The organism is Rufibacter ruber (genome assembly GCF_001647275.1).
GTDB classification, from domain to species: Bacteria; Bacteroidota; Bacteroidia; order Cytophagales; family Hymenobacteraceae; genus Nibribacter; species Nibribacter ruber_C.
Map to the genome: position 1 here is coordinate 18577 of NZ_LRMM01000030.1, position 23380 is coordinate 41956.

Consider the following 23380-nt stretch of genomic DNA (forward strand, 5'->3'; position numbering starts at 1 on the left):
CGCAAAACACTTATGTAAAAAAACGTATAAGAGGCATGCCAAATAAAATTAGACCGTGCTACCTGTAACGCTGCTCAACTCCCTGAAAATCCTGACCCAGCCAGATGACTCAACTTGCGGGCCCACCAGCCTGCATGCGGTATACCAGTATTTCCAGGATGCTCTACCGCTGGAACAGGTGATCTCAGAGGTGTCTTTTCTGGAGGAAGGGGGAACCCTGGCTGTTTTACTGGGATGCCATGCCCTTAAAAGAGGGTACCGCGCCCGCATCTACTCCTATAACCTGCACGTGTTTGACCCCACGTGGTTCAAGCAGAGCACTGAGAAACTCATTGCCAACCTCAAGGAACAACTGTTGTTTAAGTCTGATACCAAACTCCAGGTGGCCACGCGCGCTTACATTGAGTTTCTGGAGCTGGGAGGGGAGATCTGCTACCGGGACCTTACCCCAAGCCTGCTGGACAGTTATTTCTCCCGCGGAATTCCCCTGTTAACCGGCCTCAGCGCCACCTACCTCTATAACTGCGCCAGGGAGCGCACCAATGAGCGGGGAGAGTCTATCTATGATGATGTAAGGGGGGAGCCCCTGGGCCATTTTGTGGTTCTGGCCGGGTTTGTAGATGACCAGGACAAAGAACATGTGATTGTGGCGGACCCTTATCAGGAGAACCCCCTTTTTGGCAATAACTATTATAATGTGCAGGTGTCGCGTCTCATCAATGCCATTATGCTGGGCATTGTGACCTATGATGCCAATCTGCTCGCCATAGAACCCAAAGAAAACACTAACAAAACTTCAACCGAACCCCAACACCTGCATGCGCAAACTAGTAGTGGTCAATAATCCCAAAGACTGGGACTTAGACGTAGAAGACGTGGAAATAGTAGATGCGCAGCGGTACCTCACCGACCCAGCCTACACTGAACTTAAAAGTGCCCGCATATTTAACCTCTGCCGATCCTATAAATACCAAAGCAGCGGGTACTATGTATCACTGCTGGCTGAGGCGCGCGGGCACCGGGCAATTCCCAACGTCACCACCATTCAGGACCTCAAATCCCAGACCATAGTGCGGGCCATTACAGATGAGATCAATGAGACCATCCAGAAAAGCCTTTCCAAGTTAAAGTCAAAGAACTTCACCCTGAGTATTTACTTTGGGCAGAATGTGGCCAAGCAGTATGAGAAACTGAGCAAGCAACTGCATGACCTGTTTCAGGCTCCTTTGCTCCGGGCGCAGTTTGTCTACAACAAGGAGTGGGTGCTGGAGAGCATCAACCCCATTCCGGTAAACGAGGTGCCAGAACACCATTTAAAGGACCTCTACAAATTTGCCAAGGCGTATTTTGCCCGCAACCGTTTCTCTTCTATCAGAACGAACAAAAAAATCTATGATTTGGCCATTCTGGTGAACCACGCAGACAGTGACCCGCCCAGCAATGACAAAGCCATTCAGCAGTTCATAGAGGCGGCAGACTCCCTTGGTTTTTATACCGAATTAATAACCAAGGAAGACTACCGGCGGCTCTCAGAGTTTGACGCGCTCTTCATACGGGAAACCACCTCTGTGAACCACCACACGTACCGCTTCGCCCGAAGGGCGCATGCTGACGGGTTGGTGGTGATTGACGACCCAGTGTCTATCCTGAGGTGCACCAACAAAGTCTATCTGGCTGAACTTCTGACCAAAGCGAAGGTTCCCATTCCAAAATCTATGATCATTCACCGCGACAACTGCGCCAAGGTGACCGAGGAGCTGGGTTTGCCCTGCGTCCTGAAAAAACCAGATTCTTCTTTCTCCCAGGGCGTGGTGAAGGTGAAAACCGAAGAGGAGCTGCAGGAACAGCTGCAGGAGATGCTCTCTGAGTCTGACCTCATCATTGGGCAAGAGTTCAAGCCCACTGATTTTGACTGGCGCATTGGCATTCTGGACAAGCAGCCGCTCTATGCCTGCAAATATTTCATGGCCAAAGACCATTGGCAGATTTATAACTGGGACGGCAAAAAGAAAGACATCACCGGTGATTTTGAAACGGTCCCTTTTGCAGATGTTCCTTTTTTTGTGCTGCATACCGCCCTGAAAGCTGCCAACTTGATTGGCGACGGTTTGTATGGGGTAGATCTGAAGGAGATTGACGGCAAAGCCTATATCATTGAGGTGAATGACAACCCCAACATTGATTATGGCGTGGAAGACAAAATCCTGAAGAAAGACCTGTATCAAACCATTCTGAAATCTATCAAACGCCGCATTGACAACCAGAAGAACCTGAACCAACATGAACAATAGACTAGGGTTATTTCAGGGGTTTGGGGTGGAGATGGAATACATGATTGTAGACCGAGACACCCTGCAGGTAAAACCCATCTCAGATGAGGTGCTGAAAGCCGAAGCCGGAGAGTTGACATCTGACGTGGAGCGGGGCGACATGGCCTGGTCTAATGAGCTGGTATTGCACGTGCTGGAGTTAAAAACCAATGGCCCCGCCCCATGCCTTTCTGCGCTTTCAGAAAAGTTCTATAACGAAGTTCAGCGGGTGAACCAGTTGTTGGCGCGGCACAATGCCATGCTGCTTCCCACGGGGGCGCATCCGTTCATGAACCCTTATCACGAAACTAAGCTCTGGCCCCATGAAGCGAGTGAAATCTACCAGGCCTATAACAAAGTGTTTGATTGCCAGGGCCACGGCTGGTCAAACCTGCAGAGCACGCACCTGAACCTTCCGTTTGCCAATGATGAGGAGTTTGGGCGTCTGCATGCGGCCATCCGGTTGGTCCTGCCGTTGATCCCGGCCCTCAGTGCGGCTTCGCCGGTATTAGACGGCCAGGTGACCAGTTTCCTGGACAGCCGGCTGGAAGTGTACCGGAAAAATCAGCAAAAGATCCCCCTGATAGCCGGGGAGGTGGTGCCAGAGGCGGTTTTCTCTGAACAGGCGTACCAGGAGCAAATCTTCCTGCCTATGTTCAAAGCCATTGCCCCGTATGACCCGGAGGGGATTTTGCAGGAGGAGTTTCTTAATTCCCGGGGCGCTATTGCCCGCTTTTCAAGGGGGGCGATTGAGATCAGAATCATAGACAACCAGGAATGCCCGCTGGCAGATATAGCAATTGTGTCACTGGTGACGGAGGTGCTCAAAAGAATGGTGGGAGAGGAGTGGGCTAGTTATGTTGAGCAGCAGCAGGTAGAAACCTCCTGGTTGGCTTCAGTTTTCCTTCAATCTGTGAAAAACGGCCCGGAAACAGAAATCACCCAACCCAGCTATCTCCGGATGCTTGGTATGGAGGAGGACACGGCTACCCTGAAACAGGTGTGGCAACATCTGTGGCAGGAGGTGAAGGCGTCTGGTGAATTTACAGATGAATTGTCTTGTGGTGTGGAAATTATGTTAAACCAGGGTTGTCTGTCACAGCGATTGCTGAAGGCTCTGGGGGAGAACCCCGGCCAGGAAGCCCTAGAGAAGGTGTACCGTCAGTTGGCAGACTGCCTGGCCCACAATAAACTTTTTGAAGCATGAACAATGCCGCAGAAGTGAAGGTGCTGGTAACCTGTGAGCACGGTGGAAATGAGATACCCCGGGATTACAGCCAATATTTTACAAATGCCCAGCAGGTGCTGCAATCCCATAGAGGGTATGACATAGGTGCACTGGAACTGTTCCACCAGTTTATTCCTACCGCTCATTTTTCCACTTTCAGTACCACCAGCCGCCTTTTGGTTGAGCTGAACCGCTCTGAGCACCATCCGCAGCTGTTCTCAGAGTTTACCCAGAAAGCCTCGCCAGCAGAGAAAACAGAGATACTGGCAACGCACTACCACCCGTACCGGCAGTTGGTGGAGCAGAAAGTGCAGGAATGGGTAGCGGGAGGCGGACCAGTGCTGCATCTCTCAGTGCATAGTTTCACCCCTGAGCTAATGGGGAAAGAGAGGAAGGCAGACATAAGTTTGCTGTATGATCCGGCTAGGGAGCGGGAGCAGCTTTTTTCTGCGCGCTGGAGACAGCTTCTGGAGCAGGAAATTCCCGGCCTGAGGGTCAGGTACAACTACCCGTACAAAGGAACCGCAGATGGTTTGGTGACCCACCTGAGGAGACGTTTCAGCCCCCGGCAGTACGCGGGGCTAGAGTTGGAGGTAAACCAGCGGTTTCCGGAGCAGGGACTGCCGGCATGGCCTGAGCTGCAGCAGGCGCTTGTGAAGTCGTTTAGCCGGGCCCTCTAACCAAATTGGCTCAATGGGAGTATATGAATTCTAATTCGGCCGTTGAGGCCACACGTTCTTGATTGTTCTACTAAAACTATGAAAAATGAACTGGATTATTGAACTCTTGGTAAGCGCAGGTGTCATTCTGCTGCTGGCGTACATTCTGCCGCAGGTAAAGATCAAAAGCTTCTGGACGGCCCTTTGGGTGGCTATCTTGGTGGCAATTCTCAATTTCTTGATAGGGTGGCTTCTGAGAGGCGTTTTAAACCTGGTAACGTTCTTCCTGCTAACCAGTATTGTGCGCATTATTGTGGCGGCCGTGGTCATTAAGCTGGCTGACAAACTGGTGCGCAATTTTGAGATAAAAGGCTTCTGGCCTGCCCTGGTGATAGCCATTGCCCTGGCCGCTGTGAGCTATTTCCTTGACAGCTCAGATGAAGGCAGAGCCGAAATCAGTACCGTTAGACAGCCTGTTCTGCAGGAACTAACGGTTTAGAGGGAATTAAGTAGATTTCATCTGGAAACGCAAGCTTCTGTAATGGGGGCTTGCGTTTTTGCTTTGTTTTAAGAAAAACAGTCCGGAAACAGAAAAACAGCGCCCTTGAAACGTACTCCTTTTAGAAAGGCTTCTTAAATAATTTCATCTTTCTGGAAATACCAATGCCGAAGAAGCTTTCAAACCAGGAGTGGGGCTCAGGTAAGAGCCGCTTTAGATCTACCAGCCAGATGAGTTGCTGTAGACTGGCTTTGGAGATAATAGCTGGGAGGGTAGCTGTAGTTTCCTGTTTTGGGGCTGCTTTCTGGAAAACAGCCCCAAAACAGGAAACTACTCCTCATCTTCATAAAAGAGCTTGTAGTATTTACGGCCATCCTCATCTACGCCTTTCTCTATCATGTCCTTGTTGCCGTGAATATAGATGTGAAAGTTCTTGTCCAGCTTTAAGACGCTTTTAAAAACCCGGGCTTGTTTTTTTACCGCCTGCGGCGAAATACTGAAACTGTCTTCCAGTTCAATGTCATAATTCTGCCGGTATTCCCCGTCATAGTTCCTAAAGGACTCAATCAGTTCTGGCTGCCCAAAGACTTCGGCTTCAAATTCTTCTTTGTCAAATGTCTCGTGCTTGTTGAAATACTCCACTGATCGGTTGAGCAGCACAATCTGGTCTGTCTTTTCTACCTCAAACTCCTCAGACATGCGTTCTGAGATGAATTCTTTGGTCAGGTTCAGGATGTGGTTGGTCTGGTGGAACTCATTGTTGATCTGGGTGAGCCCCAGAAAATTCTCCCGCCAGTATTGGGCTTCTTCGCCGCGGTTCTGGTTGTCTATGATGGCTACAATAAAACCCTCTTCTGGTTTGGTGTTGAAAATGATACAGCCTTTGTCAAACTTATTGCTGTCAATGCCCTCCAGGTAGGAGATGGTATAGTCACGGTTCTTGCGCTGCACGTCAAAGTAACCTGTCTTGACTTCGGTTTTAAAGATACCTATGGCCTCTACCACACGTTCTTCCACCTCGCAGTTAATGAAATGGCACACATAAAGTTCGCCGGGTTTAATTTTGGGGTGGCTGGAGCTTTCAAACAGGTGCCGGGCCATCTGCCGGCTGTTTTCATGAAAAGCGGCTTTGTCGGCAAAGATATTGTCTGCGTAGCTGTAGACCTCATTGAACTGCAGAGAGGAGGGGTGGGTGAAGTGAAACCGCTCATGCGCCTGGCTAAACTTGGTGAGGAAGAATTTCTCTAACTTCTCAGTGAGCTCTTTGCCGGGTTCAAACGTATTCTCTGAAAGTGTCAGTTTCTGTTCCAACCCCTTGTTGCCCACATGGTGAATGGAAAGACTGGTCAGCGATGCGGTATCAAATTTCATGATCAAAAGCCAAATAAACGGGTGGCAAAACTAATGAAACTGATTGTGATTTTAGTTCGAAATCAAATTTGGCAAACCGCTGTTTTAGACGTATTTTTCAGAAAACAGCCCTAAAACAGCCCTTCAATTTGGTGTGGACGTACTGATATTGTTTACCCGCTTGCCCCGCATGCGCTTTACCTCTGAATGTGTTCCTCAAAAATCTGACTTCTCTGAGGGTGGCCATTAAATTTCTGACCCTTTTTATTCTTACCCTTGTGGCACTGGTGGTGCTGTACCTGGTGGCGGCCTTTTTCCTGTCCAGGATTTTAGTGCCCAAAGAACTTTCTGCTCAGGGCGATGTGGAAATTTATATTCTCTCAAATGGCGTGCATACTGACCTGGTGGTGCCTTTGAAAACTGAGGTTTTTGACTGGAACAGCTTCATTTCTGTGGCTGACACAAAGGTGCCGGCCACAGAAGCCCGGTATGTGGCCTTTGGCTGGGGAGATAAAGTCTTTTACCTGGAAACACCAACGTGGGCTGACTTAAAGGTCAGTACTGCCTTTAAAGCGATGTTCGGGTTGAGCAGTTCGGCCATTCATGCCACTTTTTACCAGCAGCTGCAGGAAAATGAACTGTGTAAGAAGATTTTGCTCACCAAGAGTCAGTACAGCCGCCTGATCAGACACATTCAGCAATGGTTCCAGCTGGATGCGGCAGGTAGCACCATGCCTGTTAAAACAGATGCCAATTATGGCACCAATGATGCTTTTTATGAGGCAAAAGGAAGTTATAATCTCTTTTACACCTGCAACACCTGGACTAACAACGGGTTAAAGGCCTGCGGGCAGAAAGCCAGCTGGTGGACACCCTTTGATACAGGCATACTGTATCACTACAGACCAGCAAAGAAAGCCGCTGAATAGAGAACCAGATAAAAGTCTTATAATTTATATTATGTTAAGTAATAATTAACAAAACAGAGATCTCTCCCTACTGAATCTCTTTAAACATTTCTTCAACCCCTTCTCTGATCCGCTCTTCCAGTTTCTCTTTTTTATTGGGGATGACAGCCGCAGCGTCTGCCCGCCATACCAACTCGTTTTTCACCCGGTCAACTAAATGGACAGAAACAGTGCCTTCCTGGTAAGTACCCACCGGTACTTCCTGGCTTTTCCAGCTATAGCGCCGCTGTCCAGTGTAATACGGACCATCTTGCCCAAACCTGGTTTCACGGGTCTGCGTTTTTTCTGAAATCATAGCCCCAATGTTCACCAATAGATCTGGTTGGCCACTGCTTTGCCGTAACCCTCTTTTTTGCAGTTGTTTGGCCACTTCATTTCTCAAGAGGCCAAATTCCTGCTCAAAGGCAGCGGTCTCTGCGGTGGCGTCAGACTGAAAATCAAAAGTTTTGTAGGAGGCCAGCCGAAAATCATCTGCTGCTTCCTTGTTTGAAACCCTTACCGCATTGCAGCTGATCAATAGTACCACGCACAGCCACATCACTTTCCACCAGTATCTTGCCATTCCCATTCTATTAACGTTATACCTGTAAGCGTGTTCTCATGAGTTTTTACGCTCTGAAAGAGATAAAAGAGCCTTAGTTCACCTTCTTTCGCTCCATAGCGTACTATGAAGCTCAATGATGGCTTTGCCAGCAACTTTTACCCCACTTGTTAGCCAATTAAAAAAACAAATTGCAAACAGGCTCTGAATGGTATACACGGCCGCGGTAAAAAAGTTGAGGGAAAGCAGCTTCTGAGATTGCTGTTTTCCCTCGTTGTTATTTTACCACCCCAAATTCTGACTCCAGTCCTTTTACTAACAGCCGGGCGGTAGATGGATTGGTGGCTAAGGCAACATTATGTAAATCACAAAGCCGCATGAGCATCTGTACATCTGGCTCATGCGGGTGTTTCCCCAGTGGGTCCCTGAAGAATATTACCGCCTGAAGTTTCCCTTCGGCTACCAAACTGGCTATTTGGGCATCCCCTCCTTTGGGACCAGACAGAAGCTTCTTCACTTTTAGCCCCGTTTGTTGCACGTATTGGCCCGTGGTGCCGGTAGCCACCAGTTTTACATTGTTAAAAATTTCTAAATGGTCTTTAATAAACGCTACCATTTCAGCTTTTTTCCCGTCATGGGCAATCAAGGCAATTCCTTTCATAGTTGTAGATTCCTGTACTAAAACAGAGTTAAGATAAATATTATTGACCAGTAAATGGTACCTGTTGAAAATTTTTGTTAAGGTATCCCCTACTCCTGTGCAATCCATAAAAAAAGGGGCACCAGGCCCCTTTTTACTTCTTTTATTTGATAAACTACAGCGTCTGCAGGAGAGTATCCATGCGCTTGGCATCGGCCTGTCTGTCTAAAGCAGTATAAGCTTTTAACAGCGACTGAACTGTGTTGCGGTCCTTAGGCTGCAATTTCAAGGCATTCTCAAAATAAGGAACAGCTTGGCTAAATTGTTTTTTTGCCTCGGCCTGTAACGCTTTACCGCTCTTCTGAAACTCAGCGTAACTCATTTTATTTGCCTTGTTGTTCATGTTGGCTCCTTTGTTAAAGTAGTAAACCCCCATGTTGAACTGGGCATCAAAGTTGGAAGGGTCTAACTCGGCCGCTTTTTTATAAGAAGCCAGGGCTTCATCTGCTTTGTTCACGCGCTCCAGCAAGTTTCCTTTTACAGTGTAAAGGTTGGCATTGGTTGGATCTGCTTTAATAGCAGCGTCTAATTTTGCCATGCTTTCTTCACCTTTTCCAGCCTTGATAAACAAATCTAATTCCTGCAACATGAAGTTTTTGTTTTCAGGATAGGCTTTACGGGCTTTCTCTAACACCGCCAATGTCTCCTGGTCATTCTTCTCTACATTGCTGGCAATGTACAAGAGCTGGCTGTAAACAGTTGGTGAGGCCATGTTCTTTTCTACCAGCTGGTTATACATTTTCTTGGCACTGGCATAGTCTTCATTGCCCGCCGCCGCATAGGCTGCATAAATGTAAGCAGTTGTATCCTGCGGCTTTAATTTAACTGCCTCCAAATAGGCCTTCTGCGCTTCAGCAAACTTTTTGTTGTTGTAGTGCTCCACGCCTTCATTGAGGGCAAAAGCATACAGGTTGCTTTGCAAAGCCTCCTGGCGCTCTTTAGCCTGCTGGGTAAACTCTTTCTTCTTGGCAGTGCTTTCTAAGGCCGGTACTTTCTCAAAGGCCTCATACGCCTGTCTTGATACTTCTGCGGCGTTTACCGTTTTCCCGTAAATAGGGTGACCGGCAAGGTCCTGATAGATAACCCCTTTGTAGAACCAAGCCTTGGCATTGTCCTTGGTTTTTTCATTGGCGACAGCTTTATCAATTTCTGACTTGGCCTTATCTAATGTTCCCTTCTGCTGAAACATGATGGCATTGGTGATAGCTGAAGTCTGGGCGAAGGCTGATTGCATTGCCACTGCTGCTGTCACTGTCAAAAGAAACTTTTTCATTGCTTTCTTTAGGTTTTGTGAAGTTGGTTGTATGCTAAACAATAATTAAAAGGAAATTGATTCACTTCCAGGTTAATTCTCACTAATTGTGTCTGGATCTGTCAGATCAGGATCAGTCATTTCTGGGTCTGTCATGTCTTCCGGGTTCAGCGCCTCGTCAATTGGAAGCTCAGATGCCTCTAAAATAGCCTCTGCCTTATCTTCCACCTCAATCTTGGCAACAGAAGAAATTTCATCTCCCTCATTTAGTCTGAGCAGTCTCACACCCTGTGAAACCCGGCCGATTAACCTGATGTCAGTCACCCGCAGGCGGATGGTGATACCTGATCTGTTGATGATCATCAGGTCATCAGTTTCCAGAACACCTTTGATGGAAACCAGGTGACCAGTTTTCTCTGTGATGTTCAAAGTCTTAACCCCTTTTCCTCCGCGGTTGGTAATCCGGTATTCCTCCAGGTCAGAACGCTTCCCGAAGCCTTTCTCAGAGACTACTAGAATGTTGGTGTCATGGTTCTGTACACAAACCATACCAACTACTTTGTCTTCTTCATTGGCTAACGTTATACCCCGTACCCCGGCGGCTGTTCTGCCCATTACCCGCACCTTGTCTTCAGGGAACCGGACAGCCCTGCCTGAGCGGAGCGCAATGATAATGTCATTGGCCCCATTGGTGAGCTGAACATCTAACAGCCTGTCGCCTTCATTGATGGTAATTGCCTGTATACCGTTGGCTCTAGGTCTGGAGTACGCTTCTAATGGAGTCTTTTTAATGGTACCCTGCTCTGTACAGAAAACCAAATAGTTATTTAAAACATAATCTGGATTCTTGAGGCCATGCACGTTAATGACGGCACGTACATTGTCTTCCTTCTCTATGTTGATGAGGTTTTGTATGGCGCGCCCCTTTGTGGTTTTGCCACCTTCCGGTACCTCGTACACTTTCAACCAGAACACCTTGCCTAGTTCAGTGAAGATCAGGAGGTAGTTATGGGTGCTGGCAATGAAAAGGTGCTCGGTAAAGTCATCTTGCTTGGCGGCGGCAGCTCCTCTGGAACCTACCCCTCCCCGGCTCTGACTTCTATACTCCGTCAGTGGCGTGCGCTTCATGTAGCCCTCATGGGAGATGGTGATCACCATACTCTCATCTGGGATCATATCCTCCAGAGAGATATCACTGGACACCATTTCAATAGAGGTTCTACGCTCGTCACCGTAACGTTCCCGGATCTCTGTAAGCTCGTCTTTGATGATTTGCATGCGAAGGCTTTCATCAGCTAAGACAGAGGTCAGGTAGTCTATGAGTTCTTTGATTTCCTGGTACTCCTTTACAATCTTATCACGCTCCAGGCCGGTAAGGCGCTGCAGACGCATATCCAGAATGGCACGAGCCTGGATGTCAGAGAGGGCAAACCGTTCTATCAAACCTGCGCGGGCAATCTCCGGGTCTCTGGAAGAACGAATCAAATTGATGACTTCATCCAAGTTATCAAGGGCAATAAGCAAGCCCTCTAAGATGTGGGCGCGCTTACGGGCTTCCTCCAGTTCGTATTCTGTTCTTCTGATGACCACCTCATGCCGGTGATCCACAAAATGTTTGATCTGGTCTTTCAGGTTCAGGGTCATAGGCCTGCCGGCCACCAATGCCACATTGTTCACTCCAAAAGATGATTGCAGCTGTGTGTATTTGAACAGGTTGTTCAGAACCACATTCGGCACCGCATCACGCTTCAGGTCATAGACAATGCGCAACCCCTCCCGGTCAGACTCGTCTCTCAGGTCAGAGATTCCTTCAATTTTCTTCTCATTGATGAGGGCAGCTGTTTTTTCAATCATGGCTGCCTTGTTCACCATGTACGGGATCTCTGTGATCACAATCTGGTCTTTGCCTGACTTTGAGGTCTCAAAAGAGGCTTTAGCCCGCACAATCACGCGGCCACGCCCCGTCTCAAAAGCAGATTTCACCCCGTCATACCCGTAAATGATTCCTCCCGTAGGGAAATCTGGGGCCGTGATGTACCTCATCAGGTCAGCGATGGTAATTTCAGTGTCATCAATGTAGGCAATGATACCGTTGACCACCTCTGTAAGGTTATGGGGAGCCATATTGGTGGCCATGCCCACTGCAATACCAGACGTACCATTCACCAGGAGGTTTGGCAGTTTGGCGGGTAACACGCTTGGCTCCTTGAGGGAGTCATCAAAGTTAGGAACGAAGTTGACGGTATTCTTATCCAGATCAGCCAGTAGTTCATCGGCAATCCGCTTCAAACGGGCCTCTGTATAACGCATGGCGGCGGGGGAATCCCCGTCAATAGATCCAAAGTTACCTTGTCCGTCTACCAGTGGGTAGCGCAATGACCAGGGCTGGGCCATCCGTACCATGGTGTCATAGACAGACGAGTCACCATGCGGGTGGTACTTCCCTAGCACCTCCCCTACAATCCTGGCTGACTTTTTATAGGCTTTGTTATAGGATACTCCCAGTTCAGACATCCCGTACAACACACGCCGGTGCACAGGTTTCAAGCCATCCCGTACATCTGGTAGTGCTCTGGAGATGATCACGCTCATTGAATAATCAATGTAGGCGCCACGCATCTCGTCTTCAATGTTAATAGGAATAATCCGCTCGTTTTCTGCCATTTTACTTAACTAGAGCTAAAATTTTGTACTTTCTATAAGCTTGCAAGTTACTTATAAAGATAGTGAAAAGCTAATTTTTGCCCTTTTTACCCCTATCATTCCGGTACATTTCCTCCTTCACTTCTTTAGACTTTTTAGGTAATTTTTCGCCTATCCTGGGGTTCTGCTTTTTGTACCAGGGCATGCCCCTAAACTGTTGCTCCCCATGTCTGTGAACCATTCTGGTTTGGCAGGAATTGATGGGGCACTTAGGCATGCAGCTGGAGAAGAGGCATATTGCTACCGCCGCCATTAGGGCTTTTGGGGGAAAGAAACGGAGTGGAGGGGTCATAAGTACTGAAAGTTAATGAGCAATTGATAAGGCACTGCACCAAAAATAAGACCATTTTACGGGACAGTTTGTGTTTTTGCGGTGTTTTTCTGAAAACAGGGCGAAACCAGAAGCGGAGTCCTGTTTTAGAATGGAGAGCATGAGAGTCTGCTGGGAATTATTTCAATGTTTTTACTTATTTAAAGAAATCCTTAAATTTAGAAGTACAATATAAAAAATTAGAATGACTTCTTATTTCTTAAAACCTGTAATGACTATGTCTTTGGCTATGGGGTTCACGCTATTAGCGCAAGGCCAAACCTCAAGTCCAGTAGGTATGAATGCGCAACTCAACCTACAAGCCCTCAACAGAGGTTCAGATTCAAATGTGAGATTATTTGACAACAGGTACCAGGGTATGAAGGGAAACCCCTATTTTGTCAACTCTTGGTTGCCTGGTAGTCTTGTATTAAAAACAGATAATACAGGTAAAACGGAAAAATATAGCAATGTGCTTTTAAAGTTTGATGTCTATGGGAACCACTTAGCGGCGGTGATTCCTGGCAGTAAGGATACTGTTCTGTTCAGTACTAGCCCAGTGGTCAGTTTTCATTTAGATGCCCCTACTAACAGCCAGCCAATACTGTTTAAACGCGTGCCGGAAGCTAAAGCAATAGATACAAAATTAGCCGATGTATTCTTTGCTGTTCTGTATGATGGAAAGTCACAGCTACTTAAAAGAGTTAACAAGAAGAAGATAGAGGCAAATTTCAAAGGGCCTTACAGTGCCGGACAAACATATGATGAGCTGGTAGACGAAGTTCAGTACTATGTTTTAGCCAATGGAAAGCTTGAGAGGGTGAAGCTAAATAGAAAGTCGCTTCTGGAGGCTATTCCAGATAAAGCTGAAAAAGTAAAATCATGGATGACTGCCCAAAAAGTGAACATTGACAAGGAAGAGGATGTCGTGAAAGTTTTAACATTTTATGACAGCTTGTAACGAGGCTAAAAAGAAAGAAGCGGGAAGTATTTTCCCGCTTCTTTCTTTTTAGCCTGGGCTTTATTGAATCAAAACTTCTTTTCAACCACGCCGCCTTTCCTGCTGTCTACCTCAAAATGCAGAACAGGACTGGCTGATTTTGTTACCCAGCGCACCCTTACACTATCTTCAGCACCAATAGAGGGGACTTCAATTCTACTGGGGTTCAAACGCTGCTCCTTGCCTATCACTTTACCCTTGTCAGTTACTAGCATGCCCGCTACCACGGTACTGTCTTTAAGCTTGACAAAGTCAGGGCGTTCAATTTTACGGGATACATCATGAGGGGTGTGTGTGGGTATTTTACTGAGGTTGACAACTGTGACAAACACCTCGGTATTGCCGTTGGGTAATCTGCTGTAAGACGGTTTTCTTATTAAAAGTTTAGGGGTTTGGTACAGGTGATACAACGTCTGAATCATTACCTGGTGCGCCTCCTTGCTTAGGCTGAGGTCTGAGGCATTTTGGAAGAAATCTTTCTTGAAGCCACCAATCTCTATTGATCCATAAGTAGGGTGCTCATACGGAGTCCAGGGTGTAAACGCCTCCTTCCCCAGCCAGCTTTCTTCCTTGCTTTTCCTTTTTTTACGTGGTTTGTCACCCTCCTCTTTCGCATCGTCTGTTTCTGGGGCAAAGCGGTACAACTCAACCTGTAAAGGAAGAATACCGCGGGCTTGCCAGAACCAGTGCAGCTGGCCCCCATATATATCTGGCGTTAGGGTATTTGACAAGGCATAAAAATGATGAGGCAGGAGTTGGTGGTAACCTGTTTCTAAACTTGCGTAAAGCTGGACTAAGGAAGTGTCTGTGGGTGCCGTATCTCCCTCACCAGAAGTCTCTGGGTAAAAGAAATCAATGGGAAATTTAAAATTTTGCGCGGCTGCAATGTTTGGGTGACGCAAGACAAACTCTTTGGCTGCTCTATTCTCTGGCAGGGAAAAAGGGTAGAGAGAAGCCCCTTGCTGCAGGTATTGAGGTTGCCACCCCCACGCCCAGTCTGTCATTGGATTCAGGTACCCAACCGGGTCTTCATTTACTAACCCGTCGCCATCATTATCATGCCCTTCATACCCAATCAAATCAAATTGGCCATTTTCACCTCTGGGAGCCAGGAGCAGGTGATGTTTAAGATCTTTGTCTACCACGTACTTCCCTGCTTTGTTTTTCCGGCGCATCAAGGTGATAAAGCCATCCCCATTCAGATCATTAGGTCCGTCTTCATCTACCAGGCCGTCACCATCCTCATCAGAAGGATTATTGTCTCCCTTCGGACCTCTTTGTTCAGGAGTGCCCATTAATTTGTCCCGCATGTCTGGGTACAGGAGCGGGATTATATAGAGGGTTTTCTCTTTCAGGAGTTGGGAGATGAAAGCATCTTTGCCATAGCTTTCCAGTAGATACCAGGCGGTGTACAGGGTGTATTCAGAACCCTGCAAGCCGTTGTGGGAGATAATGCCATCCAGGTACAGGGCAGGCTTTGCATCTGGGTCACCCGCACCAAAATCTGTTACTGTAAGTGCCCAAAGTCTTTTGCCTTGAAATGACTCCCCAATAGATTCCATCCTGATCAGATGCGGGAACGCCTTAACCAGTTTCCGGCAAATTTCAGTGATCCCTTCGTGGTCATAATAGCGCTCCCAGTTAACAGCAACTGTGGGGTCGTCAATAGGGGAAGCTGAAAAGATCTGGCTATTGTGCTGCCCATTGGCATGACGACTCCAACAAAAACTGAGAGCCAGCAAAAAAGCGCAGAAGGTTCTTTTTAAACAGGGGCTGTTCATCTCAGGGCTATTTCTTTAGATTGTTTGCCGCCGGTGGGGCTGCTGGCTTCTACCACCACATACCCCTGCCCTTTTACTTTCCAGGAGGCTTGTACTTTGGCGCCGGCAGGCAACGATTCAAATGTGGCTTTTACGTTCCCCTCTACCAATTTCTGGCCAGCCTCTAATCGTAAGGTAACGGTCACTTTAGAAACCCAGGGCAGCAGGTCTCCCACCTTGGCATGGGTGGGTAAACTTCCCTGGTTATGAATTTCTGCCGTGACCAGGGTATTTCCGTCTGCGGTGGGTGCCGCCCGCAGGCTGGTAACCTTCAGCTCTGGCATCAAGTGGGCGTAGGCGTAGAAAAACCGAAGGTGCTCCCGCGCAACTGACTTTAGCAGATGAATGGGTGGAGTATGTTTTGCATAAGGGGCAAAGCCGCCTATTTCTACTTTTTGCCCAGGAAAATCAGGGTGCTGAATAGGTTTCCAGTTTAAAAAGACCCCGGTGACGCTATTCTCCTCAGCCCATTTTAGAAAGTGAAGGTCCTCTCTCTCTGAGGGTGTCATTTCTTCCTCAGGTACAGGATAATGCTCAGCAGAAGGTATCAAGGGAACCCACCAACCCGGTGTGGAGTAGCTGAACCTGCCGTAATGGAAATAGGCCCACTGAACCACGTCGCCCGGTGTTGGGTTCACTACCGGAAAATTTTTAGCGGATATATGACCGGCATATGTTTGGCTGACCAACTGGTTCACCTTTTCATCCAGGGCCATTGCTGCTGTTACAGCCGGAAGGGAGACGTTTGGCGGGGCAAAGGAAACACCCCCGGCCAAAGTAGATGCAGGACCTAAGACAAAAACGGAGTAAACATTCCGGGTACTGAAAAGGAAATCTGCGAAGGCTTTGGTTTCCCGCTCAGACATAGGGTGCTCCCCTGCTTCCCGCTCAAAATGGGGGAAGTTGTAAGAGAAGTTCATGTTAAAATTCACCCCTCCTTCGGCATCTTCGTTCCAGAGTCCGTCACGGTCATTGTCTATGCCTTCAGAAAGAAGGCGGTAGCTGCCTTTTTCTCCTTTTGCCGGGTTTACCTGCACCATGATGCGCGGGTCTACCGTTGAAGGGCGGTACTGCCCCAGCGTGTCCTGAACCCGTACCATGGTGATAATACCATCACGGTTCAGGTCTTCAAAAGGATCTTCAAATATGCGGCCGTCACGGTCATCATCCCTTGGCTGGGCATTCCCGGTGCGCTCCCACCGTAGCTTCTCATGGTATTGTTCAGAAGCATCTGGGTTGAGGTTAGGGAAAATGTAGAAGGTCTTGTTCCGGAGAAGCTGGTAAACCGAGTCTTGGATAGACGCTGCCAGCAGCATTTGCTCAGCCATCTGCACAGATAGCTCTGTGGTGGCCAATTGCGTGGCCTGCACCCCGGCGGCAATCACAACAGCCGGTTTTTCAGCGGCCCGTTCCCGGCCCAGCGTTAACAGCCAAACTTCTTTGCCTGTGGCTGTTTTACCTATAGAGGTGAGGGTGCAGAGTTTATGGTATTGGCTACTGAGCCGCTTTAACCTGAACGTAAGCTGGTCATAGCTCTGATAATCCCGTTGGGCCCAGCTGGTAACAGAAAGTGAGGCAAAAAATAGAAAAGCTAAAATCCTGGATAACATGTACTGGAAACGGTAGAAAAAGGATTTTAAGCTACAAACTGTGGTTTATGGAGATGGGAATCTGAAATGATTCAGGCGCGGGGTCAGACCCGTGCCATTCTGCCAGAAACCGCCCCACAAATGCCTCCATGAAATCATGGCGCTCCTGCGCCATCTGCTTTCCTGACGGGGTGTTTAAACGGTCTTTCAGGAGAAAAAGTTTTTCGTAAAAATGGTTAAGGGTGGGTGCTTGATTGGTTTTATATGCTTCAAAGGTGGCGTGGAGCTCAGGCGCAATGGCAGGGTTGTACATTTCCCTCCCTTTATAGCCGCCGTAGGCGAAGGCGCGGCCAATACCAATGGCCCCAATGGCATCCAGGCGGTCTGCGTCTTGTACAACCTGGGCCTCTAAGGTTGAAGGCATAGTAGAGACTCCAGCGCCTTTGAACGTGACCTCCCGTATGATCTGGCAGATGGGTTGAACCAAATCTTCTGCCGCCCCCAGACTTCTGAGCCACGCCGCCGCCGCCGTTGGGCCGGCCTCTTCATCGCCCCCGTGAAATTTCCAGTCGGCAATGTCATGCAGAAGGGCGCCCAGTTGCACCACGGTCAGATCAGCCCCTTCCTTCTGCCCTATTGCCCGTGCGTTCTGCCAAACCCGCCTAATGTGCCACCAATCATGTCCCGAACCTTCGCCCGTGAAAAGACGCTCCACGTAACGGGCTGTTTTTTCTACCAGTACCTCTGCATTCATGACTGCAAATTAGCCAAAAAGTTTGGGTTGCCCCCGTTCTGTTTTAGGGCTGTTTTTCAGAAATCAGCCCCAAAACAGAACGGCACAGCAGCAAAGTAGATAAAGTAGGTGGCTCGTTTACAAATTTTTCTTATCTGGAGGTTTCTAATTTCACAACCAAACCTAATGTTTACCAGTTAAGATAGAATAAAAAGTGCTATATTAAAATTTCAATATGTTCGGCGCGGCCGGCCCCATACAAGGAATGTTTGCACACTACAACTTAGCCCCAGCGGAATGAGAACTTTAGTACTTTCACTTTTTCTGGCGGGTTCTTTTTCTGCCGCTTTTGCCCAGATTCCAGACCAACCGCCCGCAGATTCTCTGGCTAAGCGGCAGACGCGGTTTAACATTTACCCCGTGGCCTATTACACCCCAGAAACCCAATTTGCGTTCGGGACCAAAATCATCCACGTCCGGAAACCCAAGGGAAGCTATGATACAGACCGCCCTTCCACGTTTTCGCCTACGCTGGTGTACACCACCAGAAAACAGATATTAACCGCCTTCACCACTGACATCTGGCGCAAACACAACAGGCTGCACTTTCAGGGCGTGGTGGAGTACAATGACTACCCGTACTTCTTCTTCGGGGTGGGCAATGATACCCCAGAAGAGGCTAAGGAAGCCTATACCAGCCGCACCTTGAATGTGTCTGCGCAGCTGGAGCGGCGTATTTTTGACATGGTCTACCTGGGCGCCCGCTATGAGTTCAAGTATGAGACCCTGCCCAAAGTGGCGCCAGAGGGGCAGCTGGCCCGGCAGGAGATCTTAGGGAGCGAGGGGTTCACCGCCTCAGGGGTTGGGCCCATGCTCTTGATTGACAGCCGGAACAATATTTTCACCCCTTCCAGAGGGCATTACCACCAGCTGTCTGTTGTTTACTTTCCCAAATTCCTGAGCAGCGAGACCAATTTCTCCCGCTACAAGTTTGACCTCCGGAAATATTTTTCAGGAATTGGACCGGGCGTGCTGGCCGTGCAGGGAATGGCTACGTTCACCCACGGAGACACCCCTTTTCAGTTTCTGTCGCCAATTGGCGGCGTGAACGTGATGCGAGGACTTTTAGAAGGGCGCTTTAGAGATGAAGATGCGCTGGTGGCGCAGGTTGACTACCGGTTCCCGCTCTTCTGGAAAATTGGCGGCGCCGTCTTTGGCGGCGCTGGTCAGGTAAACCAGCGGCTGGACAAGTCCAGGTTCAGTGATTTTCATACGGCTGGCGGCGGCGGCCTGCGGTATAAACTGAACAATGAAGGCATGGTGGTGCGCGGTGACGTGGCGTTCTCCCAGGAAGGAATGTATCTGTACTTTGCTTTCTCAGAGGCTTTTTAAGGATTAATTTACTCGGGTACAGCAATTATGCTAGCTGAATATGTGCTGGTTTTAAAAAGCCAGTCACATAACCTGTGTTCTGTTTTCGGGCCGTTTTTGGGAAAACAGCCCGAAAACAGAAAATGGAGTTGCTACCTTTGGTGACAATTCTAACTGTAGACCTTACCAGAATGACCGCCGTGGAAATTCTTGCCTTCTCCTGCCCTTCCTGCTTTGCAAAAAAGTTGCAGTCACTCCTAAAATGGCAGTGGGGTCTGGCTGCCAAAATAATATTGGGCTGTGCAATGGGAATAAGTAGTTCCTTTCTGGCGGGGGCTCAACCCGCGGCAGGCGCGGCCCCAGACTCAGTGACTGCAGAAACCAAACGCAAGCTGACCATTTTCCCCGTGGCCTCTTATTCCCCAGAGACCAGTTTTTCATTTGGGGCGAAGGGGATTTATGTCATCCGGCCTGCCGGAAGTTATGTCCGGGACCGCCCCACCTCCTACTCGCTTACCTTCTTCTATACACTAAAGCAGCAGATTATCTCCAGCCTGCGCGCCGACATCTGGCAGAACCACAACCGTGACCACTGGCAGGGAACGGCAAATTTTAATGACTACCCTTATGTGTTCTTCGGGATTGGGAACAAAGCCCCAGAAAGCGCAGAGGAAAACTACACCAGTCTGTCCTGGGATGGCTTTGTACAGTATGAGCGCCGTGTTTCACCAAAAATCTATGTGGGGGGGCGCTATGACTTCAGGCATGAAGAAATAACTGAAACAGAAGCCAGTGGCATGCTGGCCGCGGGCGTTATAGAAGGCAGCACCGGCACCCGTGCCTCCGGCCTTGGCCCCACCCTCAGCTATGATACCCGTAACCATCTGTACATACCCGGCAAGGGAGCGTATCATCAAGCCAGCGTGCAGGCCTTTGGGAAAGCTCTGGGGGGGAGCACTTCCTTTAACAGGTATACCCTGGATTTCAGGAAGTATTTTCCGGCCCCGGGCAGGGCGGTGGTGGCCATACAGGCGCAGGTTACCGCCACCTCTGGAAATGTGCCGTTTCAATACCTTGCCGCCATTGGCGGAAGCACATTGTTGCGGGGGTATTTAAATGCCCGCTACCGGGACCGCCACGCGGAGGTGTTCCAGGCTGAATACCGGCTTCCCCTCTTCTGGCGGATTGGGGCAGTGGCCTTTGCCGCCGCCGGCAAAGTAGCCCCAGACCTATCTGAACTGGTCCCCACCAGCCTTCACCCGGCGGGTGGACTGGGAGTGCGCTACCGGTTGAATGATGAGGGGATCAACCTGCGCGTAGACGCTGCCCTCTCTAAGTCAATGCCCGCTGTGTATTTTAGCCTGTACGAAGCCTTTTAGAGCTACTCTGTGTTATATAATAAAGGTGTACCTCCTCTCGCCAGATTCTCAAAAGAAGCCTTCCGCTAGCAAGGTAGTGGGGATAAGAATCAGGGAAAGCCAGAAACACGTCTGGGTACTGGAATGGTGTTACCGCGCGCAGCAGATGAAGCAGTGGCAGGCAGTGGAGTATTCCTTTTTTCTTTCTGCGCCAGGGTGTAAGCCTCCCCCGCACGTTTAAGGCACACAGTAGGGAGCTAATAGATAATGCCTATGCACTCGCTAGAAAAAGCAGCAGAATCCACGCGGCACTTCCTGGCGTACCGGAAACCTTATGTCACCAGAACAAAAGGGGGCAAAGAAAGAAGCAGGAGCCGTTGACACTTCTTTATAGAAAGTCTTGAGGTGCGTTTTTGGCCTGTTTTTCAGAAAACAGGCAAAAACAGCAGATAACAAAAAAGGCTTCAACATCTGTTGAAGCCTTTTTATGAGCCCCCTGCCGGGATCGAACCAGCGACCTACTGATTACAAGTCAGTTGCTCTACCAGCTGAGCTAAGGAGGCGTTTCGCTTTCAGAACTGTGATCGTTGCTGAAAGCGATACAAAAGTAGTAGTCTGTTTTCTATTTGCAAATACCTCCCAAACTTTTTTTTGAAGGTTTTGGGCAACAGTCTGAAAGTCAACTTGAAAAATTTTACTGCGCCCGCAACGCCTTCAGTTGGCGCTTCAGTTGCTGGATGCGCTCATTGGCATCATCAATCTTTGACTGGTACTCCTCGCGCAGTTTTTCTGCGTTCTTGGAGCGGGCAAAGAATTCAATGTTGGTCTTGAGCGTAGAGATATCATTCTCCAGCGTAGTAATGTCGCGGCGCAGGTGTTGCTCTTTCTGGTACAGCTTGTGGTCAGCGTCTGGGCTGGACTTCAACTGCTGCAGTTGCAGTTTGAACAGGGTCTGCTCCTTCTGCTCAGGCGTCAGCTCCGGAACTTTGTCCAGGTACTTGGCCAGCAGTTGCTGGAAACGGTCTTCCTGCTTGCCATTGCGCTTGCCGTCACTTCCCAGGCTGTCCCAGTCCTGCCTGACCTGGTTAAACCTGTCTAAATGGCCCACAAAGGTAGGGTCAGCCACCTGGGTAGCCAGCTGCTCCAGAAACTCCTGCTTCTGCGAAGAAAGCTGGTTCTGCTTGCTCTCCTGGTTTTTGGCCTCTGCGTGCAGACGGTCAAAGAACGTATTACACGCGTTTCTGAAACGGTTCCAGATTTTGTCTGAGTACTTGTCTGGCACGCGGCCAATGGTTTTCCATTTCTTCTGCAGCTGGATCAGCTTCTCTTTGGTGCTGTCCCACTCCTCAGACTCCTGCAGGGCTTCCGCTTCCTCACAAAGGGCTACTTTTTGGCGGTAGTTGCCCATCTTCTCCTCATCCAGCGCCTTGAAGAAGCTGTTTTTATTGTGGAAGAACGCTTTGTAGCTGCTCCAGAAGGCTTTGTTGACCTCTTCGGCATTTTCTTTGGGCACCAGGCCGGCCGCATCCCAACGCTCTTTCAGCTGCTGGATCTGGTCTGTTTTGTCGCGCCAGTCATTGATGCGCTCGGTTTTGAAGTGCTGGAACTGCTCAATCTCCTGCAACAGCGCACGTTTCTTCTCCAGGTTGGCGGTTTCTTCAGTGCGGCGAGCCTCAAAAAAAGTCTTCTTGCGGTTGTGCACCTGCTCAGACGCCTGAATAAAGCGGTTCCAAATCTGGTCACGAACGTCATTGGGCACAGGGCCAATATGCTTCCATTCGTCATGCAGGTGACGGAGTTCCTGCAAGGCTTTGTTGATGTTCTGCTCGTTTGCCAGCGCCTCTGCCCGTTCTACCAATTGGGTTTTGGCATCAAGGTTTTTCTTGCGGTCCAGCTCTTTCAGTTCAAAAAAGATGCTGCGGTTGTTGTAGTACATGTCCAGCAGCGCATGGTATGAGTTCCAGAGCTGCTGCGCCTCCGCGTTGGGAACCGGGCCTATGGCTTTCCACTCGGCCTGCAGTTCTTTGATGGCATTGCCGCTGGTCTGGGTCTCTGAACCCTCTACAAATGCTCTCAGACGCTCCAGCAGGTCCTGCTTCTTCTGCAGATTGCTGATTTTCTGCTCCTCTTCCTGGCGCTGCTCTCTGAAACGGACTTCCCGGAAGCGTTGCATGGCCTGCTCCACTTCTTTGTGCTCCTGCGGGGCGTGGTACTCAAAATCGTCTTCTTCGCCACCGTCGGCTACAAAGCGTTTCAAGGCCTCTGCCCGCTCCAGCTGGAAGTGCTGGTCATAAACCTTGTATAGCTCTGCTACTGCTTTGCCCGCTTTGCGCGGCTGGCCTTCCCTGGTCAAGGTCAGGATCCGTTTCCTGATTTCCTCCCCGGAAAGGCTGGTGATGTCTTCCTCCTGCGCATGCAGGTCCTCCTCCTCCTCCTCTTCATGCTCCGCCCCGGGGGAGGAACCTGCCGGAGCGTTGGCGGCGGGCGCCACGGGAATGCCTGCCACCGGGGTGTTAGGGGCATTGGCCTGGGTTACCGGCGTGACCGGTTCAGCTTCTGTCTGATTTTCTTCTATGGGCGCTTCTGAGGCGGCAGGCAGGGGAATGTCCTCAACCGGAGTGACCTCCTCTTCTGCGGCGGCTGGTTCGCTTACCGGTGCCCCGGTTGGCTCTGCCGCTGCCGGTTCTGTTACTGGCTCCTCAGAGGTTAGCACCGCTGACTGGGTTTGATCAGGCTGCACTACCGGAGCCGCCGTTTCTTCAGGCTGGGCGGCTGGCGCCGAAGCTTCAGGAGCCGGTTCTTCTACGGCTGCAACCGGGCTGGCCGCCGGCTCTGCCGGAGCAGACGGGGACTGGTTGCGGGAATTTATTTCGGCCAAACGCTCCTCCAGAATGCGGCGCTGCTCCTGAGCGCGGTCTTGGGCGGTTTGATCTTCCGTTTTGTCGTTCTGCTGATTTTCCGGGTTCTGGTTCATCATACACGGGTGGCTT

General features: G+C 49.4%; 18 protein-coding genes and 1 tRNA gene. 9 read left to right on the forward strand and 10 right to left on the reverse strand.

The genetic code is table 11. The features are described from left to right. Positions 1-55: 55 nt before the first annotated feature. The 5 genes from A8O25_RS12780 (at position 56) to A8O25_RS12800 (ending at position 4695) form a co-directional block, all read left to right on the forward strand. Positions 56-844, forward strand: coding sequence for a peptidase-C39 like family protein (locus A8O25_RS12780; protein ID WP_082893614.1), 789 nt, complete (start codon positions 56-58; stop codon positions 842-844). Then, positions 819-2291, forward strand: coding sequence for a RimK family protein (locus A8O25_RS12785; protein ID WP_066835452.1), 1473 nt, complete (start codon positions 819-821; stop codon positions 2289-2291). The genes A8O25_RS12780 and A8O25_RS12785 overlap by 26 nt, the downstream gene beginning before the upstream one ends. Further along, entirely contained in the window at positions 2281-3516 is a 1236-nt protein-coding gene (locus tag A8O25_RS12790; RefSeq protein WP_066835457.1) for a carboxylate-amine ligase, read from the forward strand. The genes A8O25_RS12785 and A8O25_RS12790 overlap by 11 nt, the downstream gene beginning before the upstream one ends. Next, positions 3513-4217, forward strand: coding sequence for an N-formylglutamate amidohydrolase (locus A8O25_RS12795; protein WP_082893615.1), 705 nt, complete (start codon positions 3513-3515; stop codon positions 4215-4217). Before A8O25_RS12790 ends, A8O25_RS12795 begins: the two co-directional genes overlap by 4 nt. Positions 4218-4302: 85 nt before the next feature. Beyond that, positions 4303-4695: a phage holin family protein gene (locus tag A8O25_RS12800; RefSeq protein ID WP_066835459.1), complete on the forward strand. Its 393-nt coding sequence runs from the start codon at positions 4303-4305 to the stop codon at positions 4693-4695. A 330-nt stretch (positions 4696-5025) separates the two neighbouring features. Here A8O25_RS12800 and A8O25_RS12805 read toward each other — a convergent pair whose 3' ends face one another. Beyond that, positions 5026-6066, reverse strand: a complete 1041-nt coding sequence (locus A8O25_RS12805) for a nucleoid-associated protein (RefSeq protein WP_082893616.1) — start codon at positions 6064-6066, stop codon at positions 5026-5028. A 218-nt stretch (positions 6067-6284) separates the two neighbouring features. Between A8O25_RS12805 and A8O25_RS12810 the strand changes: the two genes are divergently transcribed. Next, the gene (locus A8O25_RS12810) at positions 6285-6974 is read left to right on the forward strand and encodes a TIGR02117 family protein (protein WP_241499018.1); all 690 of its coding nucleotides are present in this window, start codon (positions 6285-6287) and stop codon (positions 6972-6974) included. Between the two features lie 67 nt (positions 6975-7041). On the opposite strand, the gene A8O25_RS12815 is transcribed toward A8O25_RS12810, so the two are convergent. The 4 genes from A8O25_RS12815 to gyrA form a co-directional block, all read right to left on the reverse strand. Next, on the reverse strand, positions 7042-7575 hold the full coding sequence (locus A8O25_RS12815) for a DUF4136 domain-containing protein (RefSeq protein ID WP_066835461.1): 534 nt from the start codon (positions 7573-7575) through the stop codon (positions 7042-7044). A 256-nt stretch (positions 7576-7831) separates the two neighbouring features. Then, positions 7832-8215 (reverse strand): methylglyoxal synthase, encoded by a 384-nt coding sequence (locus A8O25_RS12820; protein ID WP_066835463.1) that lies wholly within the window; start codon positions 8213-8215, stop codon positions 7832-7834. A 154-nt stretch (positions 8216-8369) separates the two neighbouring features. Next, positions 8370-9527 (reverse strand): tetratricopeptide repeat protein, encoded by a 1158-nt coding sequence (locus A8O25_RS12825; protein ID WP_066835465.1) that lies wholly within the window; start codon positions 9525-9527, stop codon positions 8370-8372. Between the two features lie 72 nt (positions 9528-9599). Beyond that, positions 9600-12170: a DNA gyrase subunit A gene (gyrA, locus tag A8O25_RS12830; RefSeq protein ID WP_066835466.1), complete on the reverse strand. Its 2571-nt coding sequence runs from the start codon at positions 12168-12170 to the stop codon at positions 9600-9602. Positions 12171-12724: 554 nt separating this feature from the next. On the opposite strand from gyrA, the gene A8O25_RS12835 reads away from it, so the two are divergent. After that, positions 12725-13480, forward strand: a complete 756-nt coding sequence (locus A8O25_RS12835) for a hypothetical protein (protein ID WP_153042734.1) — start codon at positions 12725-12727, stop codon at positions 13478-13480. A gap of 68 nt (positions 13481-13548) precedes the next feature. Here the strand turns inward: A8O25_RS12835 and A8O25_RS12840 are convergent, their stop codons facing one another. The 3 genes from A8O25_RS12840 to A8O25_RS12850 are packed head-to-tail and all read right to left on the reverse strand — an operon-like array spanning position 13549 to position 17682. Further along, positions 13549-15261 (reverse strand): M14 family metallopeptidase, encoded by a 1713-nt coding sequence (locus A8O25_RS12840; RefSeq protein ID WP_161947745.1) that lies wholly within the window; start codon positions 15259-15261, stop codon positions 13549-13551. 35 nt (positions 15262-15296) lie between these two features. Further along, positions 15297-16949 (reverse strand): M14 family metallopeptidase, encoded by a 1653-nt coding sequence (locus tag A8O25_RS12845; RefSeq protein WP_066835480.1) that lies wholly within the window; start codon positions 16947-16949, stop codon positions 15297-15299. A gap of 31 nt (positions 16950-16980) precedes the next feature. Beyond that, the gene (locus tag A8O25_RS12850; RefSeq protein WP_066835486.1) at positions 16981-17682 is read right to left on the reverse strand and encodes an HD domain-containing protein; all 702 of its coding nucleotides are present in this window, start codon (positions 17680-17682) and stop codon (positions 16981-16983) included. Positions 17683-17958: 276 nt separating this feature from the next. Here A8O25_RS12850 and A8O25_RS12855 point away from each other — a divergent pair, with 276 nt between their 5' ends. Together A8O25_RS12855 and A8O25_RS12860 are read left to right on the forward strand one after the other, a co-directional pair. Then, positions 17959-19053 (forward strand): BamA/TamA family outer membrane protein, encoded by a 1095-nt coding sequence (locus A8O25_RS12855; protein WP_066835488.1) that lies wholly within the window; start codon positions 17959-17961, stop codon positions 19051-19053. 284 nt (positions 19054-19337) lie between these two features. After that, positions 19338-20411 carry a BamA/TamA family outer membrane protein gene (locus A8O25_RS12860; protein ID WP_066835489.1) on the forward strand — a complete coding sequence of 358 codons (1074 nt, stop codon included), beginning with the start codon at positions 19338-19340 and terminating at the stop codon, positions 20409-20411. A 469-nt stretch (positions 20412-20880) separates the two neighbouring features. On the opposite strand, the gene A8O25_RS12865 is transcribed toward A8O25_RS12860, so the two are convergent. Both A8O25_RS12865 and A8O25_RS12870 read right to left on the reverse strand, forming a co-directional pair. Then, positions 20881-20953 (reverse strand) — tRNA-Thr (locus tag A8O25_RS12865). A 131-nt stretch (positions 20954-21084) separates the two neighbouring features. After that, entirely contained in the window at positions 21085-23367 is a 2283-nt protein-coding gene (locus A8O25_RS12870) for a DUF349 domain-containing protein (RefSeq protein ID WP_066835491.1), read from the reverse strand. Positions 23368-23380 lie beyond the last annotated feature (13 nt).